At 39.3% G+C, this 17,172-nt stretch carries 9 protein-coding genes and 1 pseudogene; 8 read left to right on the top strand and 2 right to left on the bottom strand.

Going from position 1 to position 17,172, the window contains the following annotated elements; translation table 11 throughout:
* Window positions 1-19: 19 nt before the first annotated feature.
* Entirely contained in the window at window positions 20-2,698 is a 2,679-nt protein-coding gene (locus tag L654_RS0124535; protein WP_024609329.1) for a CHASE domain-containing protein, read from the bottom strand.
* Window positions 2,699-3,357: 659 nt separating this feature from the next.
* On the opposite strand from L654_RS0124535, the gene L654_RS0124530 reads away from it, so the two are divergent.
* Together L654_RS0124530 and L654_RS0124525 are read left to right on the top strand one after the other, a co-directional pair.
* A complete protein-coding gene (locus L654_RS0124530; protein WP_024609328.1) occupies window positions 3,358-4,683 on the top strand; it encodes an OprD family outer membrane porin in 1,326 nt (441 codons plus the stop codon).
* A 107-nt stretch (window positions 4,684-4,790) separates the two neighbouring features.
* Window positions 4,791-5,660, top strand: coding sequence for an alpha/beta hydrolase (locus L654_RS0124525; protein ID WP_024609327.1), 870 nt, complete (start codon window positions 4,791-4,793; stop codon window positions 5,658-5,660).
* Between the two features lie 68 nt (window positions 5,661-5,728).
* On the opposite strand, the gene L654_RS0124520 is transcribed toward L654_RS0124525, so the two are convergent.
* On the bottom strand, window positions 5,729-6,118 hold the full coding sequence (locus tag L654_RS0124520; RefSeq protein WP_007585609.1) for a DUF2750 domain-containing protein: 390 nt from the start codon (window positions 6,116-6,118) through the stop codon (window positions 5,729-5,731).
* A 225-nt stretch (window positions 6,119-6,343) separates the two neighbouring features.
* Here L654_RS0124520 and L654_RS0124515 point away from each other — a divergent pair, with 225 nt between their 5' ends.
* The 6 genes and pseudogenes from L654_RS0124515 to L654_RS0124490 form a co-directional block, all read left to right on the top strand.
* Complete coding sequence (locus tag L654_RS0124515) at window positions 6,344-7,387, top strand: alkene reductase (protein ID WP_007585611.1); 1,044 nt, start codon at window positions 6,344-6,346, stop codon at window positions 7,385-7,387.
* Between the two features lie 202 nt (window positions 7,388-7,589).
* A pseudogene (locus tag L654_RS01000000126805) lies at window positions 7,590-9,963 on the top strand (TonB-dependent receptor).
* A 73-nt stretch (window positions 9,964-10,036) separates the two neighbouring features.
* Window positions 10,037-11,164: an alkaline phosphatase family protein gene (locus L654_RS0124505; protein WP_024609326.1), complete on the top strand. Its 1,128-nt coding sequence runs from the start codon at window positions 10,037-10,039 to the stop codon at window positions 11,162-11,164.
* Window positions 11,161-12,222 carry an alkaline phosphatase D family protein gene (locus tag L654_RS0124500; RefSeq protein ID WP_024609325.1) on the top strand — a complete coding sequence of 354 codons (1,062 nt, stop codon included), beginning with the start codon at window positions 11,161-11,163 and terminating at the stop codon, window positions 12,220-12,222. The genes L654_RS0124505 and L654_RS0124500 overlap by 4 nt, the downstream gene beginning before the upstream one ends.
* A gap of 161 nt (window positions 12,223-12,383) precedes the next feature.
* Window positions 12,384-15,677, top strand: coding sequence for an exodeoxyribonuclease V subunit gamma (gene recC / locus L654_RS0124495; protein ID WP_024609324.1), 3,294 nt, complete (start codon window positions 12,384-12,386; stop codon window positions 15,675-15,677).
* Window positions 15,664-17,172: UvrD-helicase domain-containing protein (locus tag L654_RS0124490; protein ID WP_024609323.1), on the top strand; the 1,509-nt coding region annotated here is incomplete at its 3' end. The genes recC and L654_RS0124490, both read left to right, overlap by 14 nt.

Below are 17,172 nucleotides of genomic sequence, written 5' to 3'. Positions count from 1 at the left end.
TTTAATGCCTTCGCAATGACTAACTATTAACTAAATAGAGTGTTGATAACATGCCTACAAGCTCATGTTTTTCAATTGGCTTTGAAACGTAACCATCAAATAACTGCCTGTATATTTCTTTTTGCTCTGTAAAAACATTAGCGGTTAACGCGATAACAATTTGTTCGTTATTAAGCGCCTTAATTTTTTTACATGCCTGAAGACCATCCATTTTAGGCATTTGAATGTCCATAAAAATAATGTCTGGCTTGTGTGACTCGTATAATGAGATTGCTTCTAAACCATTGTTAGCAATAATAATGGTGGCTTTTGTAGGCTCAAGCATCGCAGATGCAACAAGTTGATTTATTTTATTATCTTCAGCTAATAAAATAGTTTTTCCAGATAGGTCAGGAAGCTCAACATTTTTTGTTATTAATGTGCTGTCATCAATCTGTGCTTGTTTTAATGGTAAGTACACATAAAACTGACTACCTGAATCTAATTGGCTTGTTACTTTAATTTCGCCATTCATTAAACCTATTAATGATTTAGTAATAGGTAAACCAAGACCTGTACCGCCATATTCACGCGTAGTGGATTGCTCTGCTTGTTCAAAGCGCTCAAACAATCGCTCTATAGCCTGCTCAGAAATTCCAATTCCGGTGTCTGATATACAACAACATATTTTGTTTTCGTCGGTTAGCCTAAAGGTGACTGTAACGCCACCTTGCGACGTAAACTTAATCGCATTAGATATTAGGTTTAAAAATATCTGTCTGAGTCTAACGGGGTCGCCCACCCAGTACTTATGCTCAATATTAATTATAAATTTAAGGTATATATTTTTATCACTGGCTTGCAGGCCAAGATCAGACTCTAAGTGGTGAATAAGTTCAAAAAGGTCGAATGATTTATATTCTAATGAAAGCTTCCCAGCTTCAATTTTAGAAAAATCGAGGATATCATTAATAATAGTGGTGAGTGAGCGGGTCGAATAAAGTGATTTTTTTAAATACTCTTTTGATTTTTCATTCAATGGCTGCTCTTGCAGTAACTGTAATGTACCTAGTATGCCGTTCATAGGTGTGCGTATTTCGTGACTCATATTTGCTAAAAATTCAGATTTAGCTTGTGATGCCTGTTCAGCTAATTCTTTAGCATGTCCGAGAGCTTGTTCGTGATTAATTTGTTCGGTCAAATCGTATGCTACACCCAAATAGCCAACAATTTCATTTTCGTTATTTAATAAAGAGGTGACACTTATATTAACTTGTATGTGCTCGCCTGTAGAAGAAATGTATGTCCACTGATTGATATCAGGCTCTGTAGCCGTTGCTTTTAAGATAAACACTTCAAAACCAGGGAAAACAGGTTCATTTAACTCTGCACTAAGCTGTTTGGCTTTTTTTATAATTTCTTCTTTTAAATGAAAAATACCCGGGTTTTCAATTCCAATAACGTCTTGCGCTTTATAGCCTAATAACTTTTCAGAGGCGGGATTAAACAAAGTAATTAAGCCATTTATGTCGGTCGCAATAATAGAGTAACTGGCACTGTTTAAAATACTTTGTTGAAGCATACTTATATCGGCAATTTCTTTAGTACGTAATCTTACTTCTTTTTCTAATTTTAAATTTGTTTGTTGTAATGCGAGTTTATTTTTTTTAGCCTGAAGTGTATTTCTCTTAATTCTTTGGCTTCTTCTAAAAATAAACAATTGCATTAAAAAAGCTATAAACATACAGCCAATAGTGGCGAAAGAGCCATTAACAATGGCTTGATACTGACTAGGAAGATGAAGGTTGTAAATAAAGGCGTCTGAGGCATTAATGGTAATTTTCCACGTTCTACCCATTAATTTTATAATTTTAGTTAATTGATAATCGTTAGTTGTGCTTTTTATGCCATAACTAAAAAAGTCAGTCTCAGTACTGTTATTTAAATCACTTATCGTTAGTTGATTTTCATCAATGTGTGAAAGTGAGTCTAAAATTTTATCGATTAATAACGGCGAATATGCCCAACCTAAAAGCTCATTAAGGCGCTGTTTTTTATTATCAGAAATAGTAATGGTTTTATATATTGGCACTAATATTAAAAAGCCTTGATGCGAGAGTTTACTCGCTTGCACTAAAGTCAGTGGCGCCGTTAATTGGGTTGTATTATTTATGGCAGCATTTAGTGCTGCCTGTTTGCGCATGCTCTCTGATCCAATATCTAATCCAATTGCTTGTAAGTTTTTTTGCTCAGGAAAAATATATTGAATTATAAAATGCTCATCACTAGTCGCTACGAGTGTATTCAAATTAAATGTCTGATCGGGTCTATCGTTTTTTGCATCATTCAAAAATTTATTTAATTGCTCAACGCCAACTTTTTTTATATAGCCAATACCATTAGCTCCAGGGAATTCTTTAGCGTAGTTACGGCTCCCAGAGTAGTTAGATATGGCTTGATAGTTTAAGTTACTTGCACCTATCCCATGTACAAAGCCCTTTAAACCAAATAGCCCATATTGATACAAATCTAGCCTACTGTTAATACCTGTAGAAATCGAGGAGAGGCGGTTATTAAGCGAACTGTTTATTTTATTGTCTATAGATTCTTGGTGTTTAATATGAGCAAAGTAGGTAAGTATAATTCCCGTGACTAATAAAATGACGTGAGGAAGCAGTGAGATTAATAACCTTTTATTAACCGGCCGTGCTTGAATCATTAATTAATCCTTTTTCATGAGTCGCAGTAGGTGTGTTTCTATTTTAATAACGTGACAAATATAGCACCTATTATTCAAGACACAACTTTGTTATTAATTAGAATGTATATATTTTATAGAGATTTAGAGTAGGAGGAGTGTAAAAAGTTGATTTTACTCACCAAGATAAGACGAACATGTATATAAATATAATAATTTTTATGTTTTTTGCTACTTTATAGCGAACAACAAAAGTATTAGCTAAAGGTGCTGATTTTTATATTTATCGATTTTTTAGTGAATATTAGGTGCTCAAAAAACAACGGATAGCTTTTAGTTTTTGCTTATAACTTTACTTTGTTAAGTTTAAATAAAGTAAAATTTAACCAATATTATGACGCTTTTAAAGAGAACTATCGTCATAGGTACGAGTAAGCAAGAGACAATGCTCACCTTACTTTTATAATTCATCCGAAACAAAACAAACACTTAATATTTTATAATATGAAAATTAAAACATTAAAAACTTATATTGTTCTATATTTTAGTAGCGTGAAAGAAAACGTGATTACTTAAAATGTAATTACCTTATGACATGTTTACCGTGTAGGTCGAAAAAATACACGCTGCTATGCACTGCACAGTTAAAACTTAAACAAAACAAGGTAACGGAGATAACTATGGCTCACCGAGTATCTAAATTACTTGCGGCAACAGGCGCAGTATTAACATGTATTTCTATTCCTTCGTATGCCGCTCTTAATGGGCTGACAGAACAAGATGAATTTAATATAAAACTTAGATCAATTTATTTTGACCGTGACTACGATAACGACGCAAGTGACGATTCAACTTTTGCTCAAGGTATAGAGCTCAATTACACATCGGGTTATATAAACGATTTAGTGAGTGTGGGTGTATCGACTTACACCGTGATGGATATTAATTCTACGGGTTCAGCCGCAGGTAATATTTTGCCAGCAGGTAATGAGAGCGGTGGAGTTGACGATAGCTTTTCTAAATTTGGGCAATATTTTTTAGATTTTAAATTGGGCAACAACGGTCACGTTAAAGTGGGCGGGCAAAAAACCAAAAGTATGTTGCTTAAAAGCTCTGGGAGCCGGGCTATTCCTAATACTTTTAGAGGTGTTTTTGGTGATTACAAAATTGGCAACACTAAATTATATGGTTACGTTTACGACAAATGGAGCCGTCGACACGATGATAGATGGGAAGACTTTTCTACCGATCAATCGGCAACAGGCGCCATTAACGTAATTTGGGGCGTAGGTGCTACGCATAAAAAAGACAATCTAATATTAGAGGCTGAATATTTAAATTCGCACAATTATCTAAGTAAAATGGGATTAAAAATCAGTTACGACATTAAACTTGAGCAAAGTAAGTTAACCCTTTCAACTGGCATATTTACCTCACAAGATGATGGTGATTTATTTGTAACAGGTGCAGAGGGCGGCGATTTAGATGATGAAGATGCAACTGGCGCATTAACAGGTTTAACTAAAAGTGAAAACGATGGATTTGCCTATTACTTAGATGCTGATTGGAAAAAAGATATTTGGAGTGTAGGTGCGGCATTTACTAAAGTAAGTGATGCTTGGATTGAAGATAACTTTAGTGGCGATCATGGTACAAACCCATTTCCAACTCGCTCATTAATTGGTGCCGATTTAACAAACCAAAATGAAACATCATGGCAAGCTCGTTTAGGAATTGATTTGAAAGCAGTATCGCCTGGCTTAACAACTAAATTTTACTACACAGACGGCAGCGATGCTGAAAACTCTGCATTGGGTAAGCTAGGTGGTACAGCCGACGAAAAATATTGGGCTGTAGATACTCGCTATAAAGTTGAGAAAATAAAAGGCTTAAGCTTACGTTGGTTATTTGTAGATTATACAACCGAAAAATCAGGCAGTGTTGATGGTGTTAAAGGCGATAGAGCTGACCATCGAGTTTATGTAGATTACACTATTAAATTTTAACATGACTTTTAATAAGCCAATGCAAATTTTATGCATTGGTTTTGTTTCCTTTTTTCATTATCTTTATGATAAAACTAACAAATAAATAATAAAAATTAAGCTAATATATGTTTTCTCTTCAACAGTGGCAATCACAGGGCCAATTTACTCATATTTCTGGCCATCAAATTTTTACAAAAATAGCTGGTGATATAACTAAGCCTGCGCTGCTTTTAATACATGGCTTTCCAAGTGCTAGCTGGGATTGGGAAGGTATGTGGCAAGCCCTCAGTGAACATTATTTTGTAATTACGCTCGATATGCTAGGTTTTGGTTTGTCAGATAAACCAATAAACGCTATTTATAAAATTACCGAGCAAGCCGACTTATACACGAAATTTTTAAAGCATTTAAATATTAGTGACGTGCACATACTAGCTCATGATTATGGTGATACTGTGGCTCAAGAGTTGTTAGCAAGGCAAGTCGTTAGCCAAAGTGACTTTAAAATAAACAGTGTGTGTTTTTTAAATGGTGGGTTATTTCCTGAGGTGCATAAACCCTTATTTATACAAAAGCTTTTACTTTCAAAGCTAGGTTGGGTAGTGCCAAAATTAATGAATAAACAAAAATTTGCCAATAATTTAGTTACTATTTTTAGTAAAAGTACACCGCCTTCAAAACAAGTGGTAGACACACTTTGGGAGTTGCTAATTTATAAAGATGGTTTAGCCGTTATGCCTAAACTTATCAGTTATATAAAGCAGAGGCAGCAAAACCGAGAACGTTGGGTTGGTGCCATCATAAATAGCAATATACCACTTACGTTTATAGTAGGCGCAGAAGACCCCATCTCTGGTAAGTACATGATTGAGCATTATAAAAAGCTTATTCCCAATGCGCGCGTACAAGAGTTTGTAGAGCTGGGGCATTATCCGCAAGTAGAAAATCCAGATGCAATTACGCAGGCTTATTTGAATTTTAGATATTGCAAATAAAAAAGCGGCTACTAAATTAAGTGCCGCGTTTATAAATTTTAGAACTCTGAGTATTTGGTCTTTGAGCCTTAATATTTTTGCTTTGGCGCTTTTAATTGTTTTTCAAACTCATCTGAAAACAATATCGTGCCATCATCTTCCTCTGTAGGGAAGGCAGCAATAAGTAAGTCATCTTCCTCAAGACCCGGTGTCCAGCGACTAAACCAGTCAGCAAGTGGGATTGCTTTAGCGCTGCAGCCAGCCCATTCGCCAGTTGCCCATGCTTCTGCAAATTCACGAGTTGGCCACACTGGCACACAGTCGTCATCTTCGTTGGCAAGCATAACGCAGCCATCATCATCGTTTAAAATCCATACTTGCTTGAACTGTTGTACGGTTTCGAACATATAGGCTAGGCGTTTTTTTGCTCCAAGTCCTAAAATTACTGCGTGTTCTTCGCTTAAATTTGGCGTTGTCATAATTAGCTCACTTTTAATTACTATATCTAAATTATATGCACACAAGTATATCGAGTTATATGACAGAGTGTTGAAAAGTTGCTATTTAATTTCAGCAATGCAGATCTAATTTGTAGATTGATCAGTATAATTTCTCACTAATTTGAGCGATCATTCAAAAATAAACTTGAATGTTTGCAAAAAGGCCACATTGTAGTAAGCATATACTTAATGAAGGATTGAAAAATGACAACTGATCTACTTGCTCCGTTTAAATTAAATAACACGATTGAGCTTAAAAACCGCGTACTTATGGCGCCATTAACGCGTTGCATGGCTGATGATAACTTAGTGCCAACACAAGATATGGTTGAATATTATGCTCGCCGTGCCGAAACCGGTTTAATTATTAGCGAAGCAACTATTATTCGTCCAGATGGACAAGGTTACCCAAATACTCCGGGTTTATTTACCAGCGAGCAAATTCAAGGTTGGAAAAAAGTAACTGACGCTGTGCACGCTAATGGCGGCAAAATGTTTGCACAGCTATGGCATGTTGGCCGTGTTGCACACCCTCACTTTTTTGATGGCGATGTACTTGCTCCATCAGCAATTGGCGTTGAAGGCTCTGTCCCTCGTATGCGTGAGCTTACATACATCACACCAAAAGCAGCCACTACTGATGATATTAAAAGTCTAGTTGCTGATTTCGCAAAAGCTGCTGAAAACGCAATTGAAGCAGGCTTTGATGGGGTAGAGATTCACGGTGCTAACGGTTATTTAGTGGACCAATTTTTACATTACGCTGCAAATACACGCAGCGACGAATATGGTCAAACGCCTGAAAACATGTCGCGTTTTGCACTAGAAGTAACCGATGCGGTTATTGCAGCTGTAGGCAGTGATCGTACTGCACTTAGATTAACACCGGGTGCTTACTTTAATATGAGCGAAGATAGCCGCGATAAAGCGGTATTTGATTACTTATTAACAGAACTTGAAAGCAGAGAATTAGCGTACTTACACGGCGGTATTTTTGACGACAGCATGCGCTTTGACTCGCTTGAAGGCAAAAGCATCTCTGAATTTTTACGTGCAGGCTACAAAGGTACATTAGTAGGCGTAGGTAGTTATAGTTTTGAGTCAGCAAAAGAGGCTATTAACGATGCTAAGTTTGACTTAATCGCTATTGGTCGCCCACTTATTGCAAACCCAGATTACATTAGCAAAATTGCAAACGGTGAAGAGTTAGTACCATACAGCGATGAAATGCTTGCACAATTGAAATAAATTACTATTTGTAATAAGTTCTAGAAAATAATTAAGACACCCAAAGTTAAACCTTTGGGTGTCTTTTTTTGTACATATTCCCGCCATAAATCTTCCATATTTGTTTAATTTTTATGTAAATAAAGTTCATCCTCGTTGTCATATTTAAAATTCATACTGTCCGCGTTTTCATATTTCATAATTAAAATCAAACGGGACAACAATGTACGCTTTAAAAAACAAATCGCTTTTGAGCATGGCAATTGCCATGGCGGTATCAACATCTACTTATGCTAACGACAACACAATAGAAGAAGTAACCGTGGTTGCTAAACCAACCAGCTACGCTAACAATGTTATTGAGCCTGCAATGCTTGAGCAACAAAGTTCGGTATCGAGCATATTATCGGTTATTGATAACTTACCAGGTATTAGCATAAATGAAGGTGATGCATTTGGTGGCGACGATTGGTCTACTACAATCACCATGCGTGGTTTTAGTATTGATGGGAACCAACAACAATTAGGTATGACCGTTGATGGCATTCCCAATGGTGGCTCTAATTATGGCGGTGGTGCTAAAGCTAACCGTTACCTAGATAGCGAAAACCTGGCAACGGTTGAAGTAGGTCAAGGTACGTCTGATATTAAGTCGGCTTCACTTGAAGCACTAGGCGGGACATTTAACTTTGTAAGTAAAGACCCAAGCCTTGAAAAAGGCACTACCTTTGCTTATACCTCAGGCAGCCACGATGCCACGCGTTATTACTTTAGACACGAAACAGGCACTGTTTTTGATAACACACAAGCGTACGTAAGTTACTCGCAAACAGATACAAGNAAGCCGCTGGATTGGTTCTGGCAGTAATGGGGGTAAAGACAACCAACACGCTGAGCTTAAGTTTGTATCTAATTTTAACGACTTAACACTTACTGGTCGTTTATCTTACGATGATGTAAGCGAGACAAACTATAACAGCGTAAGCCTTGAGCAGTTTGAACAAACACCCGATTGGGATCAGCTTACATGGAATTGGACGGGAGTTCCGCATTTTGACCAAATGTTTGCAGAAGGGTGGGGGACGCTTCGTGAAAATACCTTAGGCTATTTAAAATTTGAATACGCGATTTCGCCAACCTCATTATTAACCGTTAGCCCTTATTATCATAAAAATTCAGGTCGTGGCGATTGGATCCCACCTTACTTAACAACGCCCGTTGATGAAAATGGCGAGCCAACAACCGAGGGCGGCACTAATGCAGGCTCTTATGGTTTTGCTGATAGTGAAGGCAATCCGCTTGCACCAAATGCCGATTGTACGCAAAGTTTGAGCTGGCCATGGGAGTCGGGTCCTGGTTTAAATCCTGCGTGTTACGATGCAACAGCAACGCCGGTTATGTCTTACCGCCATACGCATTACAACAAAGATCGCTTAGGTGTAACGGCAAATTACCAAGCTACATTTGGTGATCACGATATAGAAGCGGGCTTTTGGTATGAGCAAAGCGAGCGTGACGAGTCGCGTGATTGGCACAAAGTAATTGATGCGCGTATTTATCATCACTTTGATAGCACGCCTTACTGGACACAATACAAAAACACTTTTGATACCGATACATTCAAATGGTACCTACAAGACTCGATTAATTTTGGTGACTTAACATTAAATATTGGTGCAAAACAGTATTTAGTTGAATTACAAAAGTACGACCACTTTGCTAACGAAAGATCAGATAAAGTAGATAGCGACTCAGACGTGTTATTTAGCGGGGGTGTATTGTATCAGCTAAATAACAGCACAGAATTATTTGCCAGTTACAGCGAGAATTTTTCCGCAATAAAAGACGGTGTGCTTGAGCGAGACAGCTCAACACTTACAAACATAGAGCCAGAAACTGCAGACAATATAGACTTTGGTGTACGTTATCAAGCCGACAGATTAACTCTTACAGCAACGGCTTACAGTGTTAAGTTTGATAACCGCATTACCTTTATTGCTCCTGGTAGTGGCACAGACGGCATTGATTACACGATTGGTACAAATGGCTCGTACGTAAATGTAGGGGGTATTGACTCAAATGGGCTCGAGCTTGCAGCAAGCTATATGTTAACACCAAGCTGGAGCGTGTATTCGTCGTATACTAATAGCAGTTCTGAGTATTCATCTGATGATCCAAATGCATACGATTCACAGGGTGTAATATTAAAAGACGAAAGTGGTAATGAGGTAGCACCGAGCTTTAGAAAAGGCGACAGCATAATAGATTCATCAGAAGATTTATTTGTTGTATCTACCGATTACTTTAGCGATGGCTTTCGTGTTGGTTTATCGGCTAAATACACCGGTGAGCGCTTAGGCGCATGGCAAGACGAAGACACTCGCACGCGTAATAAAGTAGACGGCTACACCGTACTTGATTTTAATGCAGGTTATTCAACTGACGTAGATGCAGGCCCGTTTAAAGCCATTGACGTATCGTTTGTTGTCTATAACGTTACTGACAAAAGCTACTTAGCAGGTGGTACCGGTAACGGCTCTACTTATTACATTGGTGCGCCTCGCACCGCAGCAGTTACATTTACCGCTGACTTTTAATTAGGTTTTAGTAATTGAATTAAAATAAAGCCCATCATTGATGGGCTTTATTTTATGAAAGGGCGCAAACGCGATGAAAACGATTACAAAAGTAACACTATTTAGCTTAAGTGTATTAGCGAGTAACTTTGCAACAGCTGCGCAAAATGTAGTGCTGATAACGCTTGATGGAGTACGCTGGCAAGAAGTATTTAATGGGGCTGATAATAGCTTAATTAATAATACTGATTTTGTTAAAAAGCCAGAGCAATTAAAGACCCAGTTTTGGGCAAAAACAGCAAATGAGCGCCAGCAATTACTAATGCCTTTTTTAACGCAAGTAGTGGCTAAAAAAGGGATTATAATTGGCGATAGAGCTAACGGCTCTACTATGTCGGTAAGTAACCCGTGGTATTTTTCATACCCTGGTTATAACGAAATACTCACCGGTGAAGTTGACGAAAATATAAATAGTAACAACAAAGTGCTCAACCCAAATAAAACTATTTTAGAGCGTTTAGATAAGTTACCTGAGTTTAAAGATAGCACAGCCTTATTTGGTAGTTGGGATGTATTCCCATATATTGTAAATACTAAGCGCAGTAACGTGTATGTAAATGCAGGCTTTATGTCAATTGAAGAGAATTTATTCACTGATGCGCCACTGTTAAATGCGCTACAAAACGAAATCCCCAGTCCTTGGTATAACGTACGACTAGACAGTTTTACATATCGCTTTGCTAAAGCGTATATGTTGGCTAAAAAGCCTAAGTTGTTAGTGATAAGTTTAGGCGAAACCGATGACTTTGCGCATGATGGACATTACGATCAATACCTTAAATCGGCAAGGCAAAGTGACGCGTTTATAAAAGACTTATGGGCAACTATTCAAACTACAGCGGGTTATAAAAATAACACCACACTAATTATTACTACTGATCACGGCCGTGGCAATAATGCCAATGATTGGCAACATCACAGCTCTAAACGTGCACTTGCTGAGCTAGAGTTAGGTGAAAATACCTACCCAGAAGGAATTGTCGGCTCTGAACATATTTGGCTTGCAGCCATCGGCCCCGCAATAAAAGGACGGGGCTTAATTAAAACTGAAAATGAGCTTAAACAAGTACAAATAGCAGCGACCGTTTTAAAGGCTCTTGGGCAGAATCCAAATGAAATAAATTCAAATATGGCGCCAGCTATTAGCGAGATTTTAAAATGAAGAACCTATTAAAACCATTAACCCTATCTGCCTTGGCGCTGAGTTTGGTTATTAGCGCAAGTGTTACTGCCGCGCCATCTAAAATTCTATTTGGTTCGTGTGGTCATCAAGATAAAAACATACCCATATTTAATACAATTAACAAAGAGCAGGGGGATTTGTTTATATTTTTGGGTGACAATATTTATGGCGATACCAACGATATGGATGTACTTGCCGAAAAATACCAACGTTTAGGGGCAAAGGCTGGTTTTAAAACGTTAAAAGCGCAAACGCCTATCATTGCTATGTGGGATGACCACGATTATGGCCAAAACGATGCAGGTAAAGAGTATCCGCATAAAGAGCAATCACGCCAAATTATGCTTAATTTTTGGGATGAACCTGTAAACTCAGCGCGTCGCACTCGTCCTGATGGAATTTATACCTCGTACATGTATGGTGAAAATGAGCAAACCATACAAGTAATAATGCCTGATTTACGTTGGAACCGTGATGCGCTAAACCATGTAGGTGAGCTTGAATACGACACTAAGCGTAAGTTAAATAACCAAGGCCCGTATAGTCCTAATGAAGTGAAGGGCGCATCAATGCTAGGTGAAGCCCAGTGGCAATGGCTTGAACAAGAGCTTAAAAAGCCTGCTGCAATAAAATTGATTGCCTCAAGCTTACAGCTTTTACCTGACTTTACAGGTTGGGAGTCATGGGCAAACTTTCCTGAAGATAGAAACCGTTTATTTGCATTGATTAAAAAGCATAAAGTAAATGGGGTAGTGATCATCAGCGGCGATACGCACTGGGGTGAAGTATCAAAGTATCAGCAAAACCTTGATTACCCATTAATTGAGATGACCAGCTCTGGCTTAACTGAAAAGTGGAAAGATGTAAGCCCTAACAAACACCGAGTAGGGGATTTTACCCATAACGTAAATTATGGTGATTTAAGCATAGACTGGCAGCAAACTGATCCCACTATTTCACTTAAATTAAAAGGCATTGATGGCGAAGTAATAATGCAAAGTGACTTTAGTTTATCAAGTATTAGCCCTTATAAATAAACTCACTACTACGCACAGTATATAAAATAGATGCTGTGCGTATAAAAATCTGTAAATTAGTTCTTAACTCTCTGATTTATTAAAGCCAATTACCCGTTTGCGCTACCCCTAATATTGAAAATATCTTACACTGGTTTTATCTCAAGCAAGGTTAGTGTTATATGCTAAATATTATTCAATCAAACCGGATGGAAGCCCTGCAAGCGCAGTTCCACCAGCTGTTAAAAGTAAACCCATTGCAAAGCCCGTTCGACAAAGAAGTAGTGCTAGTGCAATCGCCGGGTATGTCGCAGTGGTTAAAAATAGGTTTGAGCGAAAACTTAGGGGTTGCAGCGCAGGTCGATTTTCCGCTACCGTCGAGCTTTATTTGGCAGTTGTATCAGCAATTGCTGCCAAATGTCCCTAAAGAGTCGGCATTTAATAAACCCAACCTTGCTTGGAAACTGTTTGCAATTTTACCAAACTGTATTGACGAGCCGTTATATTTGCCGCTAAAAACCTATTTAGAGGGCGATATTGACGGGCAAAAAACCTTTGCGCTGTGCGAAAAAATAGCCGATGTGTATGACCAATATTTAATGTACCGACCGCACTGGATAGCCACATGGGATAGCGGCAAAGATGAGCTTGATGACGTAGATGTAGCCATTGCCCCATGGCAACCTGATTTATGGCGACGCATTGTAAAACTAAGCCAAGAGCTTGGGCAAAGCCAATTTCATCGCGCTAACATGCAAGGGCAATTACTTGCAGCACTTGAGACGATGGACAATAGCTTACTGCCACAACGCATTAGCTTATTTGGTATATCGGCGATTGCCAGCTCCCAGCTAGACGTATTTGAAGCGCTGAGTAAAAAAACCGAGGTTATATTATTCTTTTTTAACCCAAGTGAGCATTACTGGGGCGATATTATAGATGAAAAAACAGCAGCTAAAATAAGCGCTAAATACGCTAAAATGCCGCTGGTGGAAGCGCAACAAAAAAAACAAACCAATCCAGATGAAGAATACTACTTTATAGGTAATCCGTTGTTATCGTCGTGGGGGAAATTAGGTCGCGACTATTTTGAACAACTTGTACAGCTAGATGCCCGTTGGATTGATGGTTTTATTGATGTGTTTGACGACACCTTACTAGGGCAAGTACAAAGCGAGATTTATCAGCTTGCGTTTAAAGGTGAATCGCTGACCGATAACAAAGAGTGGTTTATAAACGACGAAGGTAAATTACCAATCAGCGCAACCGATACCAGTATTACGCTCAGCGATTGCCATACACCGCTCAGAGAAGTTGAGCGTTTGCACGACTACTTACTTAACTTATTTAATCAAAACCCAACGCTTACCCCCAAAGACATAATTGTCATGATGCCCGATGTAGGCACTTACAGCCCCTACATTGAAGCCGTATTTGGCGGGGCACAAGGCAGCCGCTTTATTCCTTATGCATTGGCCGATTTAGCCATAGAACAAGAAAAGCCTGTCCTTAGCTCATTTGCGAGTTTAGCTAACTTACCGTTTTCGCGCTTTGGTGTGTCGGATATTCTCGATTTATTACAAGTGACGCAAATAGCCGAAAAATTTGGACTTGAAGCGCACGAATACGAGCAAATTCAATACTGGCTTGAACGTGTAGGCGTTAAATGGGGTATAAACGCAGCGCATAAAAGCAGCTTTGATTTACCCGCTATTGATTTAAATACCTGGCAACATGGGCTCAACCGTTTACTGCTTGGTATTGCCATGCGCGACGAACAATGCCCGTTTAACGGTATTTACAGCGCTGATGAAGTAGAAGGCATGGCGCTTGATACTCTCAATAAGCTCGTGCACTTTATTGATGTACTGCAAAGCTTTAAAGAGCAGCTAACGCCTGATGACACGCTCACTAATAAAGCGCATATTTTAAGCGAGCTATTAAACGCCATATACGAAAGTGAAAGCGACGACAGCTGGGATTTATTAGTACTTCAAAACGTGCTTGAAGAGTTACAAAAACACCACGACAACGGTGATTACAGCAAAGCGGTTTCGCAGCGTATTGTTAGTTATTTAATTAAACAAGGCATTCAAGAAAAAGGCGTAGGGCAGCGATTTTTGGTCGGGCAAGTAAACTTTTGTACGCTTATGCCCATGCGCGCCGTGCCATTTAAAGTGGTATGTATGCTGGGCTTAAATGATGCCGACTACCCGCGTAACGTACAGCCTATTGGTTTTGATTTAGTGCCTTATTCTAAAAAGCAAAAAGGTGACCGATCACGTAAATTAGATGACCGTTATTTATTTTTAGAAGCGCTACTGAGTGCCCGCGACAACTTATACATGAGTTACATTGGTCGCTCGTGTTTTGATAACCAACCGCGCATGCCATCAACGCTTGTAAGTGAGCTGTTAGAATATATTGGCCGTAGTTTTGTATTAAACGAAAAGAGTGAAAAAACGCTGCCCGCATGTCTAATCAATCAGCAGCATTTACAGCCCTTTAATAGCCATTATTATTTAGCCGATGAGCAAGCTAATACTGTGCTGAGTAACCACAGTTACAACCCAATTTGGCTGCCAAGTGAGTCAATTAAACCAGAGCCAGTTATTGCACTTGATGTGACTGTGCCAGAGCAGCTAGATCTCGATGTGTTTATTAGAAGTGTGTGCAGCGCACAAGAGAGCTTTTATCAGCAAACATTAGGTTTACGCCTGCCACAATTTAACGAAGTAGCAAAAGACGAAGAACCATTTAGCCTAGATGCACTGCGCCGTTATTTTTACCTTGATGAAATACTTAAAGCCAATATAAACGAGCAACCACTGAGTACCGAGCAAATACTGCAGCGGGGNCCTCAAGCCAATGTAGGCAGCCTCATATTTGAAAGTATGGAGCACCGAGTTGACGCGCTTGCAGGGCAAGTAAAAGAGCACATTAAAGGCGGGAAAAGTGAGCCGATAGAAGTTTTGCTTACCATTGAAGGCACCAAAATAGAGGGCTGGCTAAATCATGTTTATTTGCAAAAACAAGTGTTTTATCGCAGCGCCAGTATTAAAGCGAAAGATTTAATTAAAGGCTTTATTTATCACCTTGCAGCGCAAAGTATGGATCAACAAGTAGAAACATTGTTACTTGGGCTTGATAAGCAAATTACCTTTGCGCCCATAAGCAAAGCCGATGCCGATGCACTATTAGCCGATTGGTTTGAGTTATACAAAGCGCTGCGCGCAGAGCCTGTGCCGTTTTTTCCGGTAAGTGGTTATGAGTACGTTAAAAGCGGCGGCGATATAACAAAAGCAATGAGCAAATTTAGCCCGCAATACATAGGGCGAGGCGAGGGCGAAAACCCGTATATTCGCTTAACGGTGCAATCGCTAAACGACTGCCAAGAAGAATTTATAAAATGGAGTGATAAATTGCTCACGCCTTTATTTGAACACGCAAAGGAGAGTGACCATGCAAGCGCTTAATCCTCTTACTATGCCGCTCATTGGTCAAAGTTTAATAGAAGCCAGTGCGGGTACTGGTAAAACTTATACAATTACGGGGCTGTATTTACGTTACTTGTTAGGCATGCAAATAGAAGGTGAGTTAAATACGCCGCTCAGTGTTGAGCAAATTTTGGTTGTAACCTTTACCGACGCCGCCACCCAAGAAATTAAAGACCGCGTACGCAGCCGAATTATTACTGCACGCGACGCACTGCTTGGGCAAGACCCAAATGACGAACTCATTGAAGGCGTAATTGCCAAAATTGATGATAAACACCGTGCTTTTGATTTACTCGATGCAGCTGCTAAATCAATGGACGAAGCCGCTATTTTTACCATNATGCTAAAACAACATGCGTTTGAGTCGGGTGTGGCGTTTAATCTCGAATTTATTTTAGATGAGCGCGACATACTGCTCGAAACTATTAAAGATTTTTGGCGTGCGTTTGTATACCCACTTAACAAAGAACGCACCGATGCTATTTTAGATGTATTTGCCGCACCCGAGGCTTTATTCGCTCAAGTGGCGAGCATTTTAAACAAAGCTAATGCGCACATTACGCCACAAATAAAATTAGAAGATGTATGGAAGGCGCGTGACGAGTACATAACACGTGTACCTGCATTTAAAAAAGCGGTGTTAGAGCAAGAGTTTATAGGTGCTATAAAAGGCTCGGGTTTAAGCGGGTCTAAAACGCCAGCACGAAAAGGCAGCCTTGGTGCGCTTGAGGCATTTTGTTTAGGCGGTGATTTGTTTTTTGAATTTGGCACTAGCAAGTATTCGTTTGAAGTGTGGAGTACAGAAAACTTAAGCGATGCAGGCAACTATAAAAAAAATCAGCCATTATTTCTGCATCCATTACTGAGTCAATTTGACGAGCTTGCCGCCCTTAACAACACCATAAACCAAGGGCTTAAAATAGCGGTTGTACAACATGCAGCACGCTGGGTAAAAGCCGCAATAGTTAAGCGCAAGCAAGAGCAAAGCGTGATCACCCCAGATGACTTACTGACCAATTTACACAGTGCGCTTAATAACGAGCAAGGCGACGTACTGGCGCAAAAAATTGCGCAGTTGTTTCCGGTTGCCATGATTGATGAATTCCAAGATACCGATCCGATTCAGTACGGTATTTTTAGTAAAATTTATGGGCAACAAAATACCACGCTTGCCATGATAGGCGACCCTAAACAGGCTATTTATGGCTTTAGGGGCGCGGATATTTTTACGTATATTGGCGCAAAAGAAGCTGTACAGACTGATCAGCAATTTACGCTGGGTACTAACTTTCGCTCAAGCACCGACATAGTAAATAGCGTTAATAGTTTATTTGGCAAACACGCTAACAGCTTTATTTATAACGACGCCATACCGTTTAACGCAGTGGCTGCTAAAGGCAAAAAAGCGGATGACTCTCTTTTAATTGATGGCAAACCCGCTACCGCATTCGAATTTAATGTATTTGTGGATGAA

This window comes from Pseudoalteromonas sp. TAB23 (assembly GCF_000498075.1).
Lineage (GTDB): Bacteria > Pseudomonadota > Gammaproteobacteria > Enterobacterales > Alteromonadaceae > Pseudoalteromonas > Pseudoalteromonas arctica.
The sequence above is the reverse complement of the archived record's forward strand: the minus strand, read 5'-3'. Positions and strand labels throughout refer to the sequence as shown.